This window comes from Streptomyces sp. VTCC 41912 (genome assembly GCF_045799175.1).
Taxonomy (GTDB): Bacteria; Actinomycetota; Actinomycetes; order Streptomycetales; family Streptomycetaceae; genus Streptomyces; species Streptomyces albulus_C.
This window is the reverse complement of sequence record NZ_JBJMAB010000003.1, coordinates 312,984-329,083: the sequence shown is the minus strand read 5'-3', so window position 1 is coordinate 329,083 and position 16,100 is coordinate 312,984. Positions and strand designations below refer to the sequence as shown.

The 16,100-nt window shown below is 71.2% G+C and carries 11 protein-coding genes; 7 read left to right on the top strand and 4 right to left on the bottom strand.

The window, feature by feature from the left end; all coding sequences use genetic code 11:
* Position 1: 1 nt before the first annotated feature.
* Positions 2-1,789, bottom strand: a complete 1,788-nt coding sequence (gene aspS, locus ACJ6WD_RS06890) for an aspartate--tRNA ligase (protein WP_233657184.1) — start codon at positions 1,787-1,789, stop codon at positions 2-4.
* 271 nt (positions 1,790-2,060) lie between these two features.
* Here aspS and ACJ6WD_RS06885 point away from each other — a divergent pair, with 271 nt between their 5' ends.
* Positions 2,061-4,247 carry a SpoIIE family protein phosphatase gene (locus tag ACJ6WD_RS06885; RefSeq protein ID WP_331247659.1) on the top strand — a complete coding sequence of 729 codons (2,187 nt, stop codon included), beginning with the start codon at positions 2,061-2,063 and terminating at the stop codon, positions 4,245-4,247.
* Here the strand turns inward: ACJ6WD_RS06885 and ACJ6WD_RS06880 are convergent.
* The 3 genes from ACJ6WD_RS06880 to ACJ6WD_RS06870 all read right to left on the bottom strand — a co-directional run bounded on the left by ACJ6WD_RS06880 (position 4,163) and on the right by ACJ6WD_RS06870 (position 7,084).
* Entirely contained in the window at positions 4,163-5,323 is a 1,161-nt protein-coding gene (locus ACJ6WD_RS06880; protein ID WP_233657186.1) for an AI-2E family transporter, read from the bottom strand. The genes ACJ6WD_RS06885 and ACJ6WD_RS06880 overlap by 85 nt on opposite strands.
* A 160-nt stretch (positions 5,324-5,483) precedes the next feature.
* Complete coding sequence (locus ACJ6WD_RS06875; RefSeq protein WP_016571780.1) at positions 5,484-6,437, bottom strand: pirin family protein; 954 nt, start codon at positions 6,435-6,437, stop codon at positions 5,484-5,486.
* 176 nt (positions 6,438-6,613) lie between these two features.
* A complete protein-coding gene (locus ACJ6WD_RS06870; protein ID WP_016571781.1) occupies positions 6,614-7,084 on the bottom strand; it encodes an SseB family protein in 471 nt (156 codons plus the stop codon).
* 189 nt (positions 7,085-7,273) lie between these two features.
* Here ACJ6WD_RS06870 and ACJ6WD_RS06865 point away from each other — a divergent pair, with 189 nt between their 5' ends.
* The 6 genes from ACJ6WD_RS06865 (at position 7,274) to ACJ6WD_RS06840 (ending at position 16,020) form a co-directional block, all read left to right on the top strand.
* Complete coding sequence (locus tag ACJ6WD_RS06865; RefSeq protein ID WP_233657187.1) at positions 7,274-9,100, top strand: acyl-CoA dehydrogenase; 1,827 nt, start codon at positions 7,274-7,276, stop codon at positions 9,098-9,100.
* 315 nt (positions 9,101-9,415) lie between these two features.
* Entirely contained in the window at positions 9,416-10,711 is a 1,296-nt protein-coding gene (locus ACJ6WD_RS06860) for a M18 family aminopeptidase (protein ID WP_038520376.1), read from the top strand.
* A 1-nt stretch (position 10,712) separates the two neighbouring features.
* Complete coding sequence (locus ACJ6WD_RS06855) at positions 10,713-12,692, top strand: BTAD domain-containing putative transcriptional regulator (protein ID WP_331247661.1); 1,980 nt, start codon at positions 10,713-10,715, stop codon at positions 12,690-12,692.
* Between the two features lie 163 nt (positions 12,693-12,855).
* Positions 12,856-13,680, top strand: coding sequence for a DUF4232 domain-containing protein (locus ACJ6WD_RS06850; protein ID WP_407615302.1), 825 nt, complete (start codon positions 12,856-12,858; stop codon positions 13,678-13,680).
* A 352-nt stretch (positions 13,681-14,032) separates the two neighbouring features.
* On the top strand, positions 14,033-14,926 hold the full coding sequence (locus ACJ6WD_RS06845) for a hypothetical protein (protein ID WP_407615301.1): 894 nt from the start codon (positions 14,033-14,035) through the stop codon (positions 14,924-14,926).
* A 188-nt stretch (positions 14,927-15,114) separates the two neighbouring features.
* Positions 15,115-16,020 carry a helix-turn-helix domain-containing protein gene (locus ACJ6WD_RS06840; RefSeq protein WP_407615300.1) on the top strand — a complete coding sequence of 302 codons (906 nt, stop codon included), beginning with the start codon at positions 15,115-15,117 and terminating at the stop codon, positions 16,018-16,020.
* Positions 16,021-16,100 lie beyond the last annotated feature (80 nt).

Here is a 16,100-nt window from a genome sequence, read left to right as displayed (position 1 = left end):
CTTACTTGGTCGGCTTGTACGGCGTGGGCTTCGCCGGGCCGGTCCGGATGCTCAGGTGCAGCTCCTTGAGGCGGGCCTCGTCGACCTCGGACGGGGCGCCCATCAGGAGGTCCTGGGCGTTGCCGTTGAGCGGGAAGGCGATCGTCTCGCGGATGTTCGGCTCGTCGGCGAGGAGCATGACGATCCGGTCGACGCCCGGGGCGATGCCACCGTGCGGCGGGGCGCCGAACTTGAAGGCGCGGAGCATGCCGCCGAACTCGGCCTCCACGGTCTCCTTGTCGTACCCGGCGATCGCGAACGCCTTGTACATGACCTCCGGCTCGTGGTTCCGGATCGCGCCGGAGGAGAGCTCGGTGCCGTTGCAGACGATGTCGTACTGCCAGGCCAGGATGTCCAGCGGGTCCTTGGTCTCCAGCGCCTCCAGGCCGCCCTGCGGCATGGAGAACGGGTTGTGGGAGAACTCGATCTTGCCGGTGTCCGCGTCGCGCTCGAACATCGGGAAGTCGACGATCCAGCAGAAGCGGAACTCGCCCTCGACGAAGTGGCCGGCGCGCTTGGCGGCCTCGACGCGGACGGCGCCCATGATCTTGGAGACCTCTTCGAACTCGCCGGCACCGAAGAAGACGGCGTGACCGGGCTTGAGGTCGAGGGCCGCGACCAGCGCCTTGACGTCGTCGTCGGTGAGGAACTTGGCGATCGGGCCGTTGAGCGCGTTGCCCTCGCCGACGCGGATCCAGGCCAGGCCCTTGGCGCCCTGCGTGACGGCGAAGTCGCCCAGCTGGTCGAAGAACTTCCGCGGCTGCTCGGCGGTGTCCGGCACGGCCAGCGCGCGGACGTGCTTGCCGGCGAACGCCTTGAAGCCGGAGTTCGCGAAGACGTCGGAGACGTCCACCAGCTCCAGCTCGGCGCGCAGGTCCGGCTTGTCGGAGCCGTACTTGAGCATCGCCTCGCGGAACGGGATGCGCGGGAAGGGCGAGGTGACCGTGCGGCCGTTGCCGAACTCGGTGAAGAGCTCGGTCATCAGCTGCTCGATCGGCTGGAAGACGTCCTCCTGCTCGACGAAGCTCATCTCGACGTCGAGCTGGTAGAACTCGCCCGGCGAGCGGTCCGCGCGGGCGTCCTCGTCGCGGAAGCAGGGCGCGATCTGGAAGTAGCGGTCGAAGCCGGCGATCATCAGCAGCTGCTTGAACTGCTGCGGGGCCTGCGGCAGCGCGTAGAACCTGCCGGCGTGCAGACGGGACGGGACCAGGAAGTCGCGGGCGCCCTCGGGGGAGGTCGCGGACAGGATCGGGGTCGCCATCTCGTTGAAGCCGAGCGCCACCATCTTGTGCCGGATCGCGGAGATCACGGCAGTGCGCAGCATGATGTTGCGGTGCATGCGCTCGCGGCGCAGGTCGAGGAAGCGGTACTCGAGGCGCTTCTCCTCGTTGACCCCGTCCTCGGCGTTGATCGTGAACGGGATCTGCTCGGCGGCGCCGAGCACCTCGACCTCGGTGACCTCGATCTCGACCTCACCGGTCGGCAGGTCGGGGTTGACGTTGTCGGCGCCACGGGCGCTGACCTTGCCGTCGATGCGAACGACGGTCTCCTTGGTCAGCGAACCGAGGACCTCGTTGGCCGGGGTGCCGGGGCGGGCGACGAGCTGCACGAGACCGTAGTGGTCACGCAGATCGATGAAGAGGATGCCGCCCAGGTCACGTCGATTGTGCAGCCAGCCGCTGAGACGGACGTCGGTGTCGACGTCCGCGGCTCGGAGCTCGCCGCAGTTATGGGACCGGTACCGATGCATCGCTCATCCAAGTCGTCGCGAGTCGAGGTGGGGAGCTGACGGGCGGAAAGGGGAGGCACCAGGCTGGCGCGCCCGATCGATCGCCTTGTGGATCACCCGAAAGACCACCCCAGGAGTGGCATAACCGCTCCAGGTTACCGCCCGCCCCAAGCGGCCTGGTTGACATATACCCATCAGCGTCCCCCCTGCCGGAAACCGGGCCCCCGGGCTGCGACGATGGTCACGCCCGGCTCGCTGGTCGGGCCACGTCAAATCCGCCTAAAGTGATGCAATGCGCACCAAGGAGCTCCTGGCCGTCCTCGCGACCGGCCTGTGGCGCTGGGACAACGCATCCGGCCGGGTGACCCTCGATGCCGAAGCGGCCCGGCTGCTGGGCCTTCCCGCCGAACCGGTCGAAGTCACCGAGGCGGCCGTGCGCTCCCGTTTTCATCCCGTCGACTTCGCCGAGATCAACGGCGTCGTCCAGCTGGCGGTATCCGAGGGGACCCTCGCCGAGGCGCGGCTGCGCATCGTGGACGAGCGCGGGGAAGTGCTGCGCACCGTCCGTTCCCGCTCGCGGCCCCGGATCGTCGACGGCGACTTCGAACTGGTCGGCACCCTCCAGGAGGTGCCCGAACCGCAGCCCGGCACCTCGGCCGCACGGACCCCGGTGACCGGCGACTGGCGCCGTTCGCGCGAGGCATTCCTGCTGGACGCGGGCCGGGCCCTGGCCGAGGCACGGTCCACCGCAGAGGTGCTGCGGGTCGCGGCCGGACTCTCCATGCCGGGGTTCATGCCGGACGCCCTGGCGGTCTTCGGCATTCAGGGCGACCGGCTCTCGGTGATCGGTCACCACGGGCAGCTCCCCGACGACGAGCTGCCCTTCTCCGAGATGATGTTGGAGACCGACTACCCGGCCGCCGAGGTCGTGCGGACCGGCCGGGCCATCTACCTCCCCACCCCGGAGGACTACCAGCGCCGCTACCCCATCACCTGGCCGTTGGCCGCCCCCTTCGACCACCGGTCCTGGGCGTACCTCCCGCTGGTCAACGCGGGCCGGACGATCGGCGCCTGGAAGGCCGGGTTCGCGCAGCCGGTCGCCTTCACGCCGGACGAGCGCTCGGTGCTGACCACCGTCGCGCGGATGCTCGCGCAGGCGCTGGCCAGGGCCGGCGTGCAGGAGTCGCAGCACGAGCTGGCCGTGGGGTTGCAGCGCAGCATGATGCCCACGGTGCAGCCGGATATCCCGGGGATGGCGGTCGCGGCCCGTTACGTACCGACCGGCGGGGGCCTGGAGGTCGGCGGCGACTGGTACGACATGATCCCGCTGCCGTCCGGACGGATCGCACTGGTCATCGGCGACGTCCAGGGACACGACGTGCGGGCCGCCGGGCTGATGGGGCAGCTGCGGATCGCGCTGCGCGCCTACGCCTCCGAGGGCCACCACCCGGACGCGGTGCTCTCCCGCGCCTCCCGCTTCCTCGCCGGGATCAACGAGACCGAGTTCCGCGGGCACGGCGAGGACCAGCGGTTCGCGACCTGTCTGTACGTCGAGGTGGACCCGGCCACCGGGTTGCTGGACGTGGCGCGGGCCGGCCACCCCGATCCGGCGATCCGGATGGCCGACGGCACGGTGATGCTGCGGCCCACGTCCGGCGGGCTGCCACTGGGCATCGATCCGGACGGCGACTACCCCACCACGAGGATCGTGCTGGAGCCCGGCGAGACCATGCTGGTCTGCACCGACGGACTGATCGAGACCGGCGGACACGACCTGGAAACCGGCTGGGGGCGGCTGCGCGACGTCTTCGAGGGGCACCGCGCCGGCACCGACGAGGGGGTCGCGGAGAGCCTGGAACGGCTGGCCGATGGCCTCGTCCAGGCGGTGCACGGCCCGTCGTCGCACCACACCACCGGTCCGTTGGTGGACCGTCGCGAGGACGACATCGCCCTGCTGTTGCTCTCCCGCGAGGGCGCCAGCTGCGGCCTGGACGCCGGGAACCGGCTCGCCCAGCGGCCCGGGCGGCGCACGGTGTTCTCGGTCGCCCAAGCGGAGCCGGAGCGGATCGCCGCGGCGCGCCGCCAGATGCGCGACGTGCTGCACGACTGGCGCGACCCGGACCAGGTCGACTCCGCGGTGCTGCTGGTCTCCGAGATCGTCACCAACGTGCTGATGCACACCGACGGGGACGCGTTGCTGGTGGCCGAGGTCTCCGGTGAGCACGGCACCCGGCGCCTGCGGGTGGACGTCGCGGACGGCAGCGACGAGTTGCCGCACCGCCGCCGCCCCGGTGAACTGGCCTCCTCGGGGCGCGGCCTGGTGCTGATGGAACTGCTCGCCGGGGCGTGGGGAGTGGACCCGCGCGGGGACGGCAAGTCGACGTGGTTCGAGCTCTACGAGGACGCCGGGACGCTGGCGGAGCCGTCGGGTCCGGTGTCGTCCGGCCCCGAGGAGTCCGTGACCGAGCCCGCCGCGTAGTGCTTGCGCAGTTCGTGCAGGACGCCGGAGACGGCCGCGGTCAGCGGGACCGACAGCAGCATGCCCAGGATCCCGGCGACGCTCGCACCCGCGGTGATCGCCAGCATGACGACGGCCGGGTGCATCTGCACCGTGCGGCTCTGGATCATCGGCTGGAGCACATGGCCCTCCAGCACCTGGACGGCGAGCACGACGCCGAGCGCCCAGAGCGCGATCACCAAGCCGCGGTCCGCGAACGCCACCAGGATCGCCACCGCGCCGGAGATGAAGGCGCCGAGGTAGGGGATGTAGGCGCCGACGAAGACCAGCGCGCCCAGGCCGAGCGCACCGGGAACGTCCAGGATCAGCAGGCCGACGGTGATGCAGATGGCGTCGATCAGCGCGATGAAGGTGGTGCCGCGCATGAACCCCTCGATGGACTGGAAGCCCCTACGGGCCATCCCCTCCACCCGCGGCGCCGAGTCGCCCGGCGCCCAGTCGTGCAGTGCGCGGACCGCCTTGTCGGAGTCGCGCAGGAAGAAGAAGGTCAGCAGCAGGGCCAGCACCGCGGCGGCGATGAACTGACCCACGATGCTCACGCCCGCAAGCAGCCCGGAGGCCGCGCTGCTGCCGAACTTGGTGACCAGCGTCTTGGCGTTGGTGGCGAGGTCGCTGAGCGAGTTCCCCGCCACGCCGAAGTGCTTGGTGAGGTCGCTCGCCGCGTCCTTGAGCGAGGCGATGATCTGGTCCCCGGTGTCGACCAGCGCGCTGACCACGATGTATCCGGCTCCGCCGACCACGACCATCAACACGGCACAGGTCAGCCCGGCCGCCAGTGAGCGGTTGAGGCGCATCGCCACCAGCCGCCGGTACAAGGGCCCGAGCAGCGCACTGCCCAGCAGGGCCAGCAGCACGGGCGTGACCGCCGCGCTCAACTCGACGCAGAGCCATACGCCGACGGCCACCACCGCCGCCACCAGGAGCCCGGCCGCGCACCAGGCGGCGGCCCGGCGGGCCTCGATCGGGAGCAGCGGCGGGGAGTGCGGCGGCCGGCCGTGCTCGGCACCACTCCGGTCTTGATCCGAGTCGTTTCGCACCCGGACAGTCCACCACGGCCGGGCCGCGGTGGACGGACATTGGAGGGCCACCTCACGTCCGGACGACGGGTCGCCAGCGCGGCGTTTCACGTGAAACACGAATGCGGGGGCGGTGTTTCACGTGAAACACCGCCCCCGCGATCCCACCTTCGGCGGCCGCTCAGCGCGCGTCAGCGGGAATCGTCCCCAGCCGGCCGGCCTGGAAGTCCTCGAAGGCCTGGGCCAGTTCGGCGTGGGTGTTCATGACGAACGGTCCGTAGTGCATCATCGGCTCGCGGATCGGCAGCCCGCCCAGCAGCACCACCTCGAAGTTGGGGCTGCGCGACTCCTGGCTCTCGTCGGCCCGGATCGTGAGCGCATCGCCCTCGCCGAAGACCACCGATTGGCCCATGTGGAACGGACGGCCCTCCGCGCCGGCCGTGCCGCTGCCGGCCAGGGCGTAGGCGAGACCGTTGAAGTCCGAGCGCCAGGGCAGGGTCACCTCTGCACCCGGGTTCACCGTCAGGTGCATCATCGTGATCGGAGTGTGGGTGACGCCCGGTCCCTGATGACCGTCGATGTCACCGGCGATCAGCCGCAGCAGCGCACCGCCGTCGGCGGAGGTCAGCAGCTTGACCTTGCCACCACCGATGTCCTGGTAGCGAGGCGCCATCATCTTGTCGCTCTTCGGGAGGTTCACCCACAGTTGGAGGCCGTGGAAGAGACCGCCCGACATGACCAGCGACTCCGGCGGCGCCTCGATGTGCAGCAGACCGGAGCCCGCCGTCATCCACTGGGTGTCGCCATCGTTGATGACCCCGCCGCCGCCGTGCGAGTCGCGGTGCACGAACGTGCCGTCGAGCAGGTAGGTCACGGTCTCGAAGCCGCGGTGCGGGTGCCACGGGGTGCCCTTGGGCTCTCCGGGCGCGTACTCCACCTCGCCCATCTGGTCCATCATGATGAACGGGTCGAGGTACTTGTAGGCGATCCCGGCGAAGGCTCGGCGCACCGGGAAGCCTTCGCCCTCGAAACCGCTCGGGGCGGTGGTGACGGTCAGCACGGGTCGGGTGCGCGCACCGGCGGGTGCGGCCACCTTCGGCAGGGTCAGCGGGTTCTCAACGGTCACAGCGGGCATGACGGCCTCCTCGGTCGTTCGCGCTTCAATCAAGTTAGTTGAAAGATGAACAACCTGCAAGACGTGCGGCATTCCCACTTCTCGCGCCAGGGCGTTTCAGCAGGTCAACGAGTTGCGGCAGGGCAAAAGAAGGCCGCCCCGAAGGGCGGCGTCAGACATCCAGGGAGCGCCGGCGACTAGCCGTACATCCGCCGCATGGCGAAGTCGACCATCTGCTCCACGGCCTTCGCGTCGAAGACCATCCGGTGGTCGCCCTCCATGTCGAGGACGAATCCGTAGCCGGTCGGCAGCAGGTCGAGCACCTCGGCGCCGGTGATCACGAAGTACTTGGACTCCTTGCCGGCGTACCGGCGCAGCTCCTTGAGCGAGGTGAACATCGGGATGACCGGCTGCTGGGTGTTGTGCAGCGCCAGGAAGCCGGGGTTGTCACCGCGCGGGCAGTAGACCTTGGACGTCGAGAAGATGCCCTGGAAGTCCTCGGCCGACATCGACCCGGTGGTGAAGGCGCGCACCGCGTCGGCGAGGGAGGGCGGGGACGGCTCGGGATACAGCGGCTGCTCGCCGTAGCCCCCGGGGGCCGGTTGCTGCGGCGGGGGCGGCGCTCCGTACTGCTGCCCGGCACCCGCGTTCTGGTCGTAGCCGTACATGCGCCACAGCGTACTGATTCGAGGGTCGCGCGGGGGACGCTCGTCACAGATCGGCCGTTAGGGGTTGCTTCTTATTACTGATGGGTAGCATCATCGTAGCTACTTGCTGGTATTGCGTATCGAGGTCCCTCCTCGCGTCGAGGTCTTCCTCGTACAGAGGCCCTCCCGAACCCTTACGGAGCCGTACCCATGGGGCACTACAAGTCGAATCTCCGCGACATCGAGTTCAACCTCTTCGAGGTGTTCGGCCGCGACAGCGTGTACGGCACCGGACCGTTCGCGGAGATGGACGTCGACACCGCCAAGAGCGTGCTGTCCGAGATCGCCCGCCTGTCGGAGAACGAGCTGGCGGACTCCTACGCCGACGCCGACCGGAACCCGCCGGTCTTCGACCCGGACACCAACACCGCGCCGGTGCCGGACACCTTCAAGAAGAGCTACCAGGCGTACATGGACGCCGAGTGGTGGCGCCTGGGCATCCCGGAGGAGATCGGCGGCACCACCTCGCCGCGCTCGCTCCTGTGGGCCTTCGCCGAGACCATCCTGGGCGCGAACCCGGCCGTGTGGATGTACGCCTCCGGCCCGGCCTTCGCCGGCGTGCTCTTCGAGGAGGGCACCGAGCAGCAGAAGCACATCGCCAAGGTCGCCGTGGAGAAGGGCTGGGGCTCCACCATGGTGCTGACCGAGCCCGACGCGGGCTCGGACGTCGGCGCCGGCCGCACCAAGGCGGTCCAGCAGGAGGACGGCTCCTGGCACATCGAGGGCGTGAAGCGCTTCATCACCTCCGGTGAGCACGACATGGCGGAGAACATCCTCCACTACGTCCTCGCCCGCCCCGAGGGCCACGGCCCCGGCACCAAGGGCCTGTCCCTCTTCCTCGTGCCGAAGTACGAGTTCGACTTCGAGACCGGTGAGCTGGGCGAGCGCAACGGCGCCTACGCCACCAACGTCGAGCACAAGATGGGCCTGAAGGCGTCCAACACCTGCGAGATGACCTTCGGCGACCGCCACCCCGCCAAGGGCTGGCTCATCGGCGAGAAGCACGACGGCATCCGCCAGATGTTCCGGATCATCGAATTCGCCCGCATGATGGTCGGCACCAAGGCGATAGCCACCCTCTCCACCGGCTACCTCAACGCCCTGGAGTACGCCAAGGAGCGCGTGCAGGGCCCGGACCTGGCGGCGTTCACCGACAAGTCCGCCCCGCGCGTCACGATCACCCACCACCCCGACGTGCGCCGCTCCCTGATGACGCAGAAGGCGTACGCCGAGGGCATGCGCGCCCTGGTGCTGTACACCGCCACGGTCCAGGACGAGATCATGGTCAAGGAGGCCGCGGGCGAGGACGTCTCCGCCGCCAACGCGCTGAACGACCTGCTGCTGCCGATCGTCAAGGGCTACGGCTCCGAGAAGTCCTACGAGCAGCTGGCCCAGTCGCTGCAGACCTTCGGTGGCTCCGGGTACCTCCAGGAGTACCCGATCGAGCAGTACATCCGGGACTCCAAGATCGACACCCTCTACGAGGGCACCACCGCCATCCAGGGCCAGGACTTCTTCTTCCGGAAGATCGTCCGCAACCAGGGCGCGGCGCTGACCCAGCTGGCCGGGACCATCAAGGCGTTCCTGGCCGACGCCGAGGGCGGCGCCGAGCTGGAGCAGGCCCGCGGCGAGCTGGCCAAGGCCGCCGAGGCGCTGGAGGCGATCGTCGGCGCCATGCTGACCGACCTCGCCGCCACCGAGCAGGACGTCAAGTCCATCTACAAGGTCGGTCTCAACACCACCCGCCTGCTGATGGCCTCCGGTGACGTCGTCATCGGCTACCTGCTCCTGAAGGGCGCCGCGGTGGCCGCCGAGAAGCTGGCCGACGCGTCGTCGAAGGACAAGGCGTTCTACGCCGGCAAGATCGCCGCCGCGAAGTTCTTCGCGCACAACGTCCTGCCGGGCGTCACCCTCCAGCGCACGCTGGCGGAGTCCATCGACCAGTCCCTGATGGAGCTGGACGAGGCCGCGTTCTGAGGCACCGTTGAGTCCGGGCGGTCCAGGGCCTGTTCCCGGACCGTCACCCGGTTCTCACAAACCTCTCAGAATCACTGATCACACTGGTGGTGCCCGCCTCTCATCCCCCCGGGAGGCGGGCACCACCGTCGTGTGGGCGGGTGGTGCGGAGGACGCCCACCGTTGCCCGTGGGCCCCGTTGCCCCGCAAGTGGCCCGGAAACCGCTCATTCCGCCGGCGCATCCGCCCGGCGAGGGGGAAATCGTGGCCGGAAGGCAATGGAGTCGCACCCCTCGGGCACGCGGAAGTGCGGAGTTGGCTCCTTATGCTGAATCCATGACCAACTCCGTCCGCTACGACCGCGGCCACACCGACGACCTCATGTCCTTCCTCGCCGCCAGTCCGTCGCCCTACCACGCGGTGGCGAACGCAGCGGAGCGGCTGGAGAAGGCAGGCTTCCGTCAGGTGGCGGAGACCGACGCGTGGGACGGCCGGAGCGGTGGCGCGTACGTGCTGCGCGGCGGTGCCATCATCGCCTGGTACGTGCCCGAGGGGGCCGACGCCGCGACCCCGTACCGCATCGTCGGGGCGCACACCGACTCCCCCAACCTCCGCGTCAAACCGATCCCGGACACCGGCTCCCGCGGCTGGCGGCAGATCGCCGTGGAGATCTACGGCGGAACGCTGCTCAACACCTGGCTCGACCGCGATCTGGGGCTCAGCGGTCGGGTGACGCTGCGGGACGGCAGCAACCGGCTGGTCACCGTGGACCGGCCGCTGCTGCGGGTGCCGCAACTCGCCGTCCACCTGGACAGATCGGTGAACGTCGAGGGGCTCAAGCTCGACAAGCAGCGCCACATGACGCCGATCTGGGGCCTGGGCGAGGTCGCCGAGGGCGACCTGATCGCGTTCGTGGCCGAGGAGATCGGGGTCCCCGCGGATGACATCAAGGGCTGGGACCTGATGGTCCACAGCGTGGAACCGCCCGCCTACCTCGGGCGCGACCGCGAACTCGTCGCCGGTCCGCGGATGGACAACCTGCTGTCCGTGCATGCCGGTACGGCCGCGCTGACCGCGGCGGCCGCCGCCGGTGACCGGCTGACCAGCATCCCGGTGCTCGCCGCCTTCGACCACGAGGAGAACGGCAGCCAGTCGGACACCGGTGCGGACGGCCCGCTGCTCGGCACGGTGCTGGAGCGTTCGGTCTTCGCCCGCGGCGGCAGCTACGAGGACCGGGCGCGGGCCTTCGCCGGCACCATCTGCCTGTCGTCGGACACCGGGCACGCGGTGCACCCCAACTACAGCGACCGGCACGAGCCGGGGCACCACCCGATGCCCAACGGCGGACCGATCCTGAAGGTGAACGTCAACCAGCGGTACGCGACCGACGGCAGCGGCCGTGCGGTGTTCGCCGCCGCCTGCGAACGGGCCGGAGTGCCCTGGCAGTCCTTCGTCTCGCACAACGCGATGCCCTGCGGCACCACGATCGGGCCGATCACCGCGGCCCGACACGGCATCCAGACCGTCGACATCGGCGTCGCGATCCTGTCCATGCATTCGGCCCGCGAGCTGTGCGGCGCGCAGGACCCGTACCTGCTGGCGAACGCCCTCGCGGCTTTCCTGGAGAGCTGAGTTGGAATTCTCACTGCTCGGCCCGATCTCCGTGCTGAGCGGCTCCGAGGAGCTGTCGCTCGGGCCCGCCAAACGGCGCAGTGTGCTGGCACTGCTGCTTCTGCAGCCCAACACCACCGTTCCACTGGAGCAGTTGATCGACTCCCTGTGGGAGGACGAACCGCCCGAGCACGCCCGGACGGTCGTCCAAGGGCACGTCTCGCGGTTGCGCGCCACGCTGGCGGCGGGCGGTGCCGAAGCGTTCGGCATCGAGCTGGCCACCCACGGCTCGGCCTACCTGCTCCGGCTGCCGGAAGAACTGATCGACGCCCACCGGTTCGGTGAACTGGTCGCGCTGGCCCGCCCCGAGGCGGCGCCGGCCGATGCGGTCCCGCTGCTGCGCGAGGCACTGGGGCTGTGGCGCGGGCCGGCGCTCACCGGCACGGTCACCAGCCCGCCGTTCGCGGCCGCCGCGCACGCCCTCGAAGAGCGCAGGCTGTCGGCCGTCGAGGCGCTCGCCCGGGCGTACGGCGCGCTCGGCGAGAACGAACAGGCCGCGGCCGTCCTGTACTCCGCGGCCGTCAACCACCCTTTGCGGGAGGGGTTGATCGCCGCGCTGATGCGGGCGCTGTTCCGGACCGGCCGGCAGTCCGATGCGCTGGAGTGGTACCACCGCACCCGACGACTGCTCAGCGAGGAGCTGGGCGTCGATCCGGGCGAGCGGCTGCGGTCGGCGTACGAGGAGATCCTTCGGGCGGAGACCGCGGACGATCCCCGGAAGGCCGCGGAGCCGACGCGCGGGGCCGCGGGCGCTCCGGCCGAGGGGCGAGCGTTTCACGTGAAACACGACGCTGACGCACCGGCTCCCCGTGACGGGGGCACGGGCGGGGCCGGCGACCCGGCACAGACCGGCCGGAGCGGTTCCGGCGGGGCACCTCGCCTGCTTCCCCGGCCGCCTGCCCGCTTCCTGGGACGACAGGCCGAACTGCACGCCCTGACGGACGTGTTGACGGACCGTACGACCGGGGAGAGCCCGCTCGCCGTGGTCGCCGGCCCGGCCGGGGTGGGCAAGACGGCATGCGCCGTGCAGTGGGCGCACCTGCACGCCGGCTCCTTCCCCGACGGCCAGCTCTTCGCCGACCTGCGCGGCTTCGGCGAGGGCGACGAGACGGCTCCGGCCGAGGTCCTGCGCGACTTCCTCCAGGCGCTCGGCACCCCGCCGGAACGGGTACCGAGCTCCGCGCAGGCCGCCTCGGCGCTGTTCCGCTCGCTGGTCGCCGAGCGCCGGGTGCTGGTCGTCCTGGACAATGCGCGCAGTTCGGCACAGGTGCGACCGCTGCTGCCCGGTGGTCCGCACTGCGTCACGGTCGTCACCAGCCGCAGCCGGCTCGACGGACTGGTCGCCACGGACTGCGCCCGGCCGGTGGGCCTCCAGGCCCTCGGCCACGACGAGGGCGCCGCGCTGCTCGGCGCCATGCTGGGGTCGGACCGGGTCGCGGAAGACCCGGCGGCGGCCCGCGAACTGGTGGATCTGTGCGACGGGTTGCCGCTGGCGCTCCGCGCCGCGGCGGCACAGCTGACCGCGCGGCCGCGCTGGCGACTGGCCCGGCTGGCCTCCGCGCTGCGCGACGAGCGGCGTCGGCTGGCGCTGCTGTCGGCGGAGGACACCGGAATAGCGGCGGCGCTGCGCGTGTCGGTCGCCCGGCTGTCCGCAGACGACGCCCGGCTGCTGCGGGCCTTGGCCAACAGCCCCGACGGGCATCTCAACGCCTCAGCCGCGGCTGCCCTCGCCGGGTCCGACCAGGAGCGCACGCAGGACGGACTCGAACGGCTCGCGGAAATGCACCTGGTGGACGAAGAGGCCACCGACGTCTACACGATCAGCGCCCTGACGCAGCTGTTCGCCCGGGACGGGGGTGCGGAGGGCGGCCGGCGACCGGACGGCGGCGAGGGAACGGAGCCCGACGGGTCGGGCGGACGCCCGGGAGGCGGGGCCGGCTGAGCCACGGCCGCGACGGGGGACACGGGCGTTAGGCAGGCGTTAGCGGTACGGCAGCGGCGGTCGGCAGTCTTGTGGACAGACCGCAGGACCAGGGCCGGCCGACCACGCCGGGCCAGACAGCGGAGCGCCTCGCCCCGCTCCGCCGCCCGGGGGGAGACCGGACATGCCACGCACCGATGCCGCCACCACGGCCCGTACGACCCGTTCGGCCCGGCGCCGTACGCTGCGGATCGCCGCGGCCGGGCTGACCGCGGTGGCCGCGCTGACCCTCACCGCCTGCGGAAGCCAGGACAACCCGCTCAAGACCAGCGACGCCAAGCCGTTCGACCCCGCGCCCCAGGACGCCAAGGACCCCGCGGCCAACGGCATGCACCACGACCAGGGCTCCCCCGCCCCGGCGCAGAAGGAGAACGGCGGCGCCAAGGGCAACGGCGGTGCGACCGGGAAGAGCGGCACGGGCGACACCACCGTGGCGGACAGCACGACCGCCGGCGGGAAGCACGGTCCCACGGCCGGTTCGGGACAGGCCGCCAACGGTGGCGGCCGCGGGTCGAGTGCCCGGCGCACCACCTGTGACCCCTCCAAGGTCCGCATCGTGGCACAGCCGCTGACCCGCCCGATCAACCACCTGCTGCTGCAGGCCACCAACACCTCCGGCGCCACCTGCGACCTCCACGCCTACCCCTACCTCCAGTTCGACGAGGCACAGTCGCCGGTTGCCGACCTTCCGGACAGCAAGCCGCAGGCCGTGGTCACCCTGGCACCGGGGGAGTCGGGCTACGCCGGTGTGCTGCTGTCCCGGGCCGACGGTGACGCCCAGGGCGGCCGCACGGCGACCTCGCTCTCCGTCAGCCTCGCCGGTCGTGACGGCGACGGGAGCGTCGGCGGGTCGGTGAAGGTCGCGCTGCCGGGCGGCTCGGCGTACCTCGACGACAGTGCGCAGGTGACGTACTGGCAGTCGGACCCCAACACCGCGGCCTCCTGGTAGTCCGGACCGCGTAGGGCCGACGACGGCCCCCGAAGCAGGGCGCCCGCGATTCCCCCGGCGGGCGCCCTTTCCTCTTGCCCGCTTCCCGTCGGTCCTCCGCAGCCGCGTGCGGCACGGCCTCCGGACCTGCCCGCGGCTGTCCCGTCATGTCCCAGCAGGCACCCCTCGGCGTCCCGAAAGCCGCCATCGCGCGCCACGTCACCGCAGGTCACAGCCCTGTGAGACGAGAGCGACGTCCCACAGGCCGCGCAGCGGCGGTGTACGGGGGCCGTCCCGGCCCACCATGGTCTCCGTCGTCGCGGGGGGACCCCGCGGACGGCACCACGGACCGACGAGGCGGAGGGGCACCGGCATGGAGGAACACGGCACCACGCCACCGGGGGACGGCACAACCCCGGTGGCGGGCACGGCATCCGGGCTCCGCCGGACCCTGCTGCGCCGGGTCCTTCCGACGGCCGCCGCGGCGGGTCTCGGGATCACCGGGATCACCGGGGTCGCGCACGGCGCCGTCGGTTCGACGCAGCGGGCCGCCGCCGACTTCCCGACCTGGGGGACCCGTTGGGTGGTGCACGCCAGCGCCGACACCGGCTCCCCCGCCGTCGGAATGATCAATGCCTCGGCGCCGGGGAAGGACCGGATCACCGCCGACTACCAGGTGAACACCGGCCGGCGCGTGTGCGAGGGCAACGCCTGCTCGACCTACATGGCGCACCTCACCGGGCCGGTCAGCGGCTTCCTCACCGTGGTCGCGGTGGACATACCGCAGGACCGGTTGCCGGGCATACCCGTGCAGGGCGGTCCGCCGCCCAGCCCCGGTGCCGCACGCCGGGAGATGCTGGCGCGCGCCGCCACCTGGCTGACCGCCGACAACGGGTCCCAGATCCCGTACAGCCAGTCCCAGGTCTGGAAGGACGGCTACCGGCAGGACTGCTCGGGCTACGTGTCGATGGCGCTCCGGCTGCCGACACCCGGCACCAACACCGTGGGACTGGCGACCGATCGCGGTCTCACCCGGCCGATCTCGCTCGGCGCGTTGAAGGGCGGCGACCTCCTCATCGACGCGTCGGGGGACAACAACAACCGTCACGTCGTCATCTTCGAGAAGTGGAACGACGCCGCGCACTCCTCGTACACCGCCTTCGAGCAGCGAGGTGACCACGGCACCGACCACCGGAGCCTGACCTACGGCCTGCCGGGCGGTGACCCGGAGTTCACGCCGTACCGGCCCGTGGTGTTCGGCGACTGAACGGCGGCAGCGAACGGGGGGCGAGGCACGTACGGCCGAGCTGGCTCACGATCGACCGGGCCGCAGCGCGCTGTTTCACGTGAAACGTCACCGAACGGTCCGGGTTCGTTCCGGATCGCGTAACGAGGGGTACTTCCGCCACAGGGGAGCGGAAGTGCCCCTCGCACGCGCATGGCCACTGTGCTGGAATGCGAGGCGTGCCTGGCCATGAGAACGACGCCACGAATGTCCGACGCAAACCACTGGCCCCACTCCCGGCTGAGCTCTCCGGTCCCGCCCGGGACTTCGTCTCCGCACTGCGCCGCATGCACGGCGAACTGGGGTACAGCCTCCAGGAGTTAGCGGCCCGCCTGCCGGCCAGCCGCTCGTCCCTGTCACGCTATCTACGCGGTCAGAGCCTGCCCGATGAACGACTGCTGGTGCAGTGGTGCAAGCTCTCCTTCACGGGTGAGGACCGGCTGCCGGCGCTGGTGGAGCTGCTCCACCACGCCCAGGAGGCGGCGGACGAGGCGGCGCCGCCGGCTACCGAACCGCCCGCAGCGGCCGAACCGGACGCGGCGGCACCGACGGACCGCGAGATCGCGGAGGAGGTGGCGGGTGCGGATCCACGGGAGGCGGCGCCGGGGCGGCGGCGGTTGCGGCTGGTGCTGGCCGGGCTCGGCACCGCCGCCGTCCTCGCCGGGGCCGCCTTCGCCGTCATGGCGCTGACCGGTTCGGACGCGGACGGCCGGGTGGCGGGCGACGGACGGGCATCGGCCGCGGCGGGCGCGGGACCGGCCGCCGGCTCGGCCCGGATCACCGTGAACAACATCGAACGGGCCTGCCGGCACAGCCGTACCGACTACTGCGCGCTCGGCCTGGCCCGCGACCCCTATGCGCCGTACCTGCGGCCCAACGTCGTGGGCCGCGTCTGGCACGGCGACGTCCTGCAGGCCATCTGCAAGATCGCCGACGGGATCAGCGTCACCGACGAGGCCGGCGGGCACAGCAGCATCTGGTTCCGGGTCGACCACGACGGTGGCAGGGCCTGGATGCCGGGCATCCGCGTCCGGCCGCAGCAGCTCGACGACGAGCTGCCCCGGTGCCCGAACTGACCGCGCCCGGGTTGAGCCGTCCACACCGGGGAAAGAGCAGCCGGAGGCCGGGCGGAACGCACCCGCCCCGGCCCTTCGAG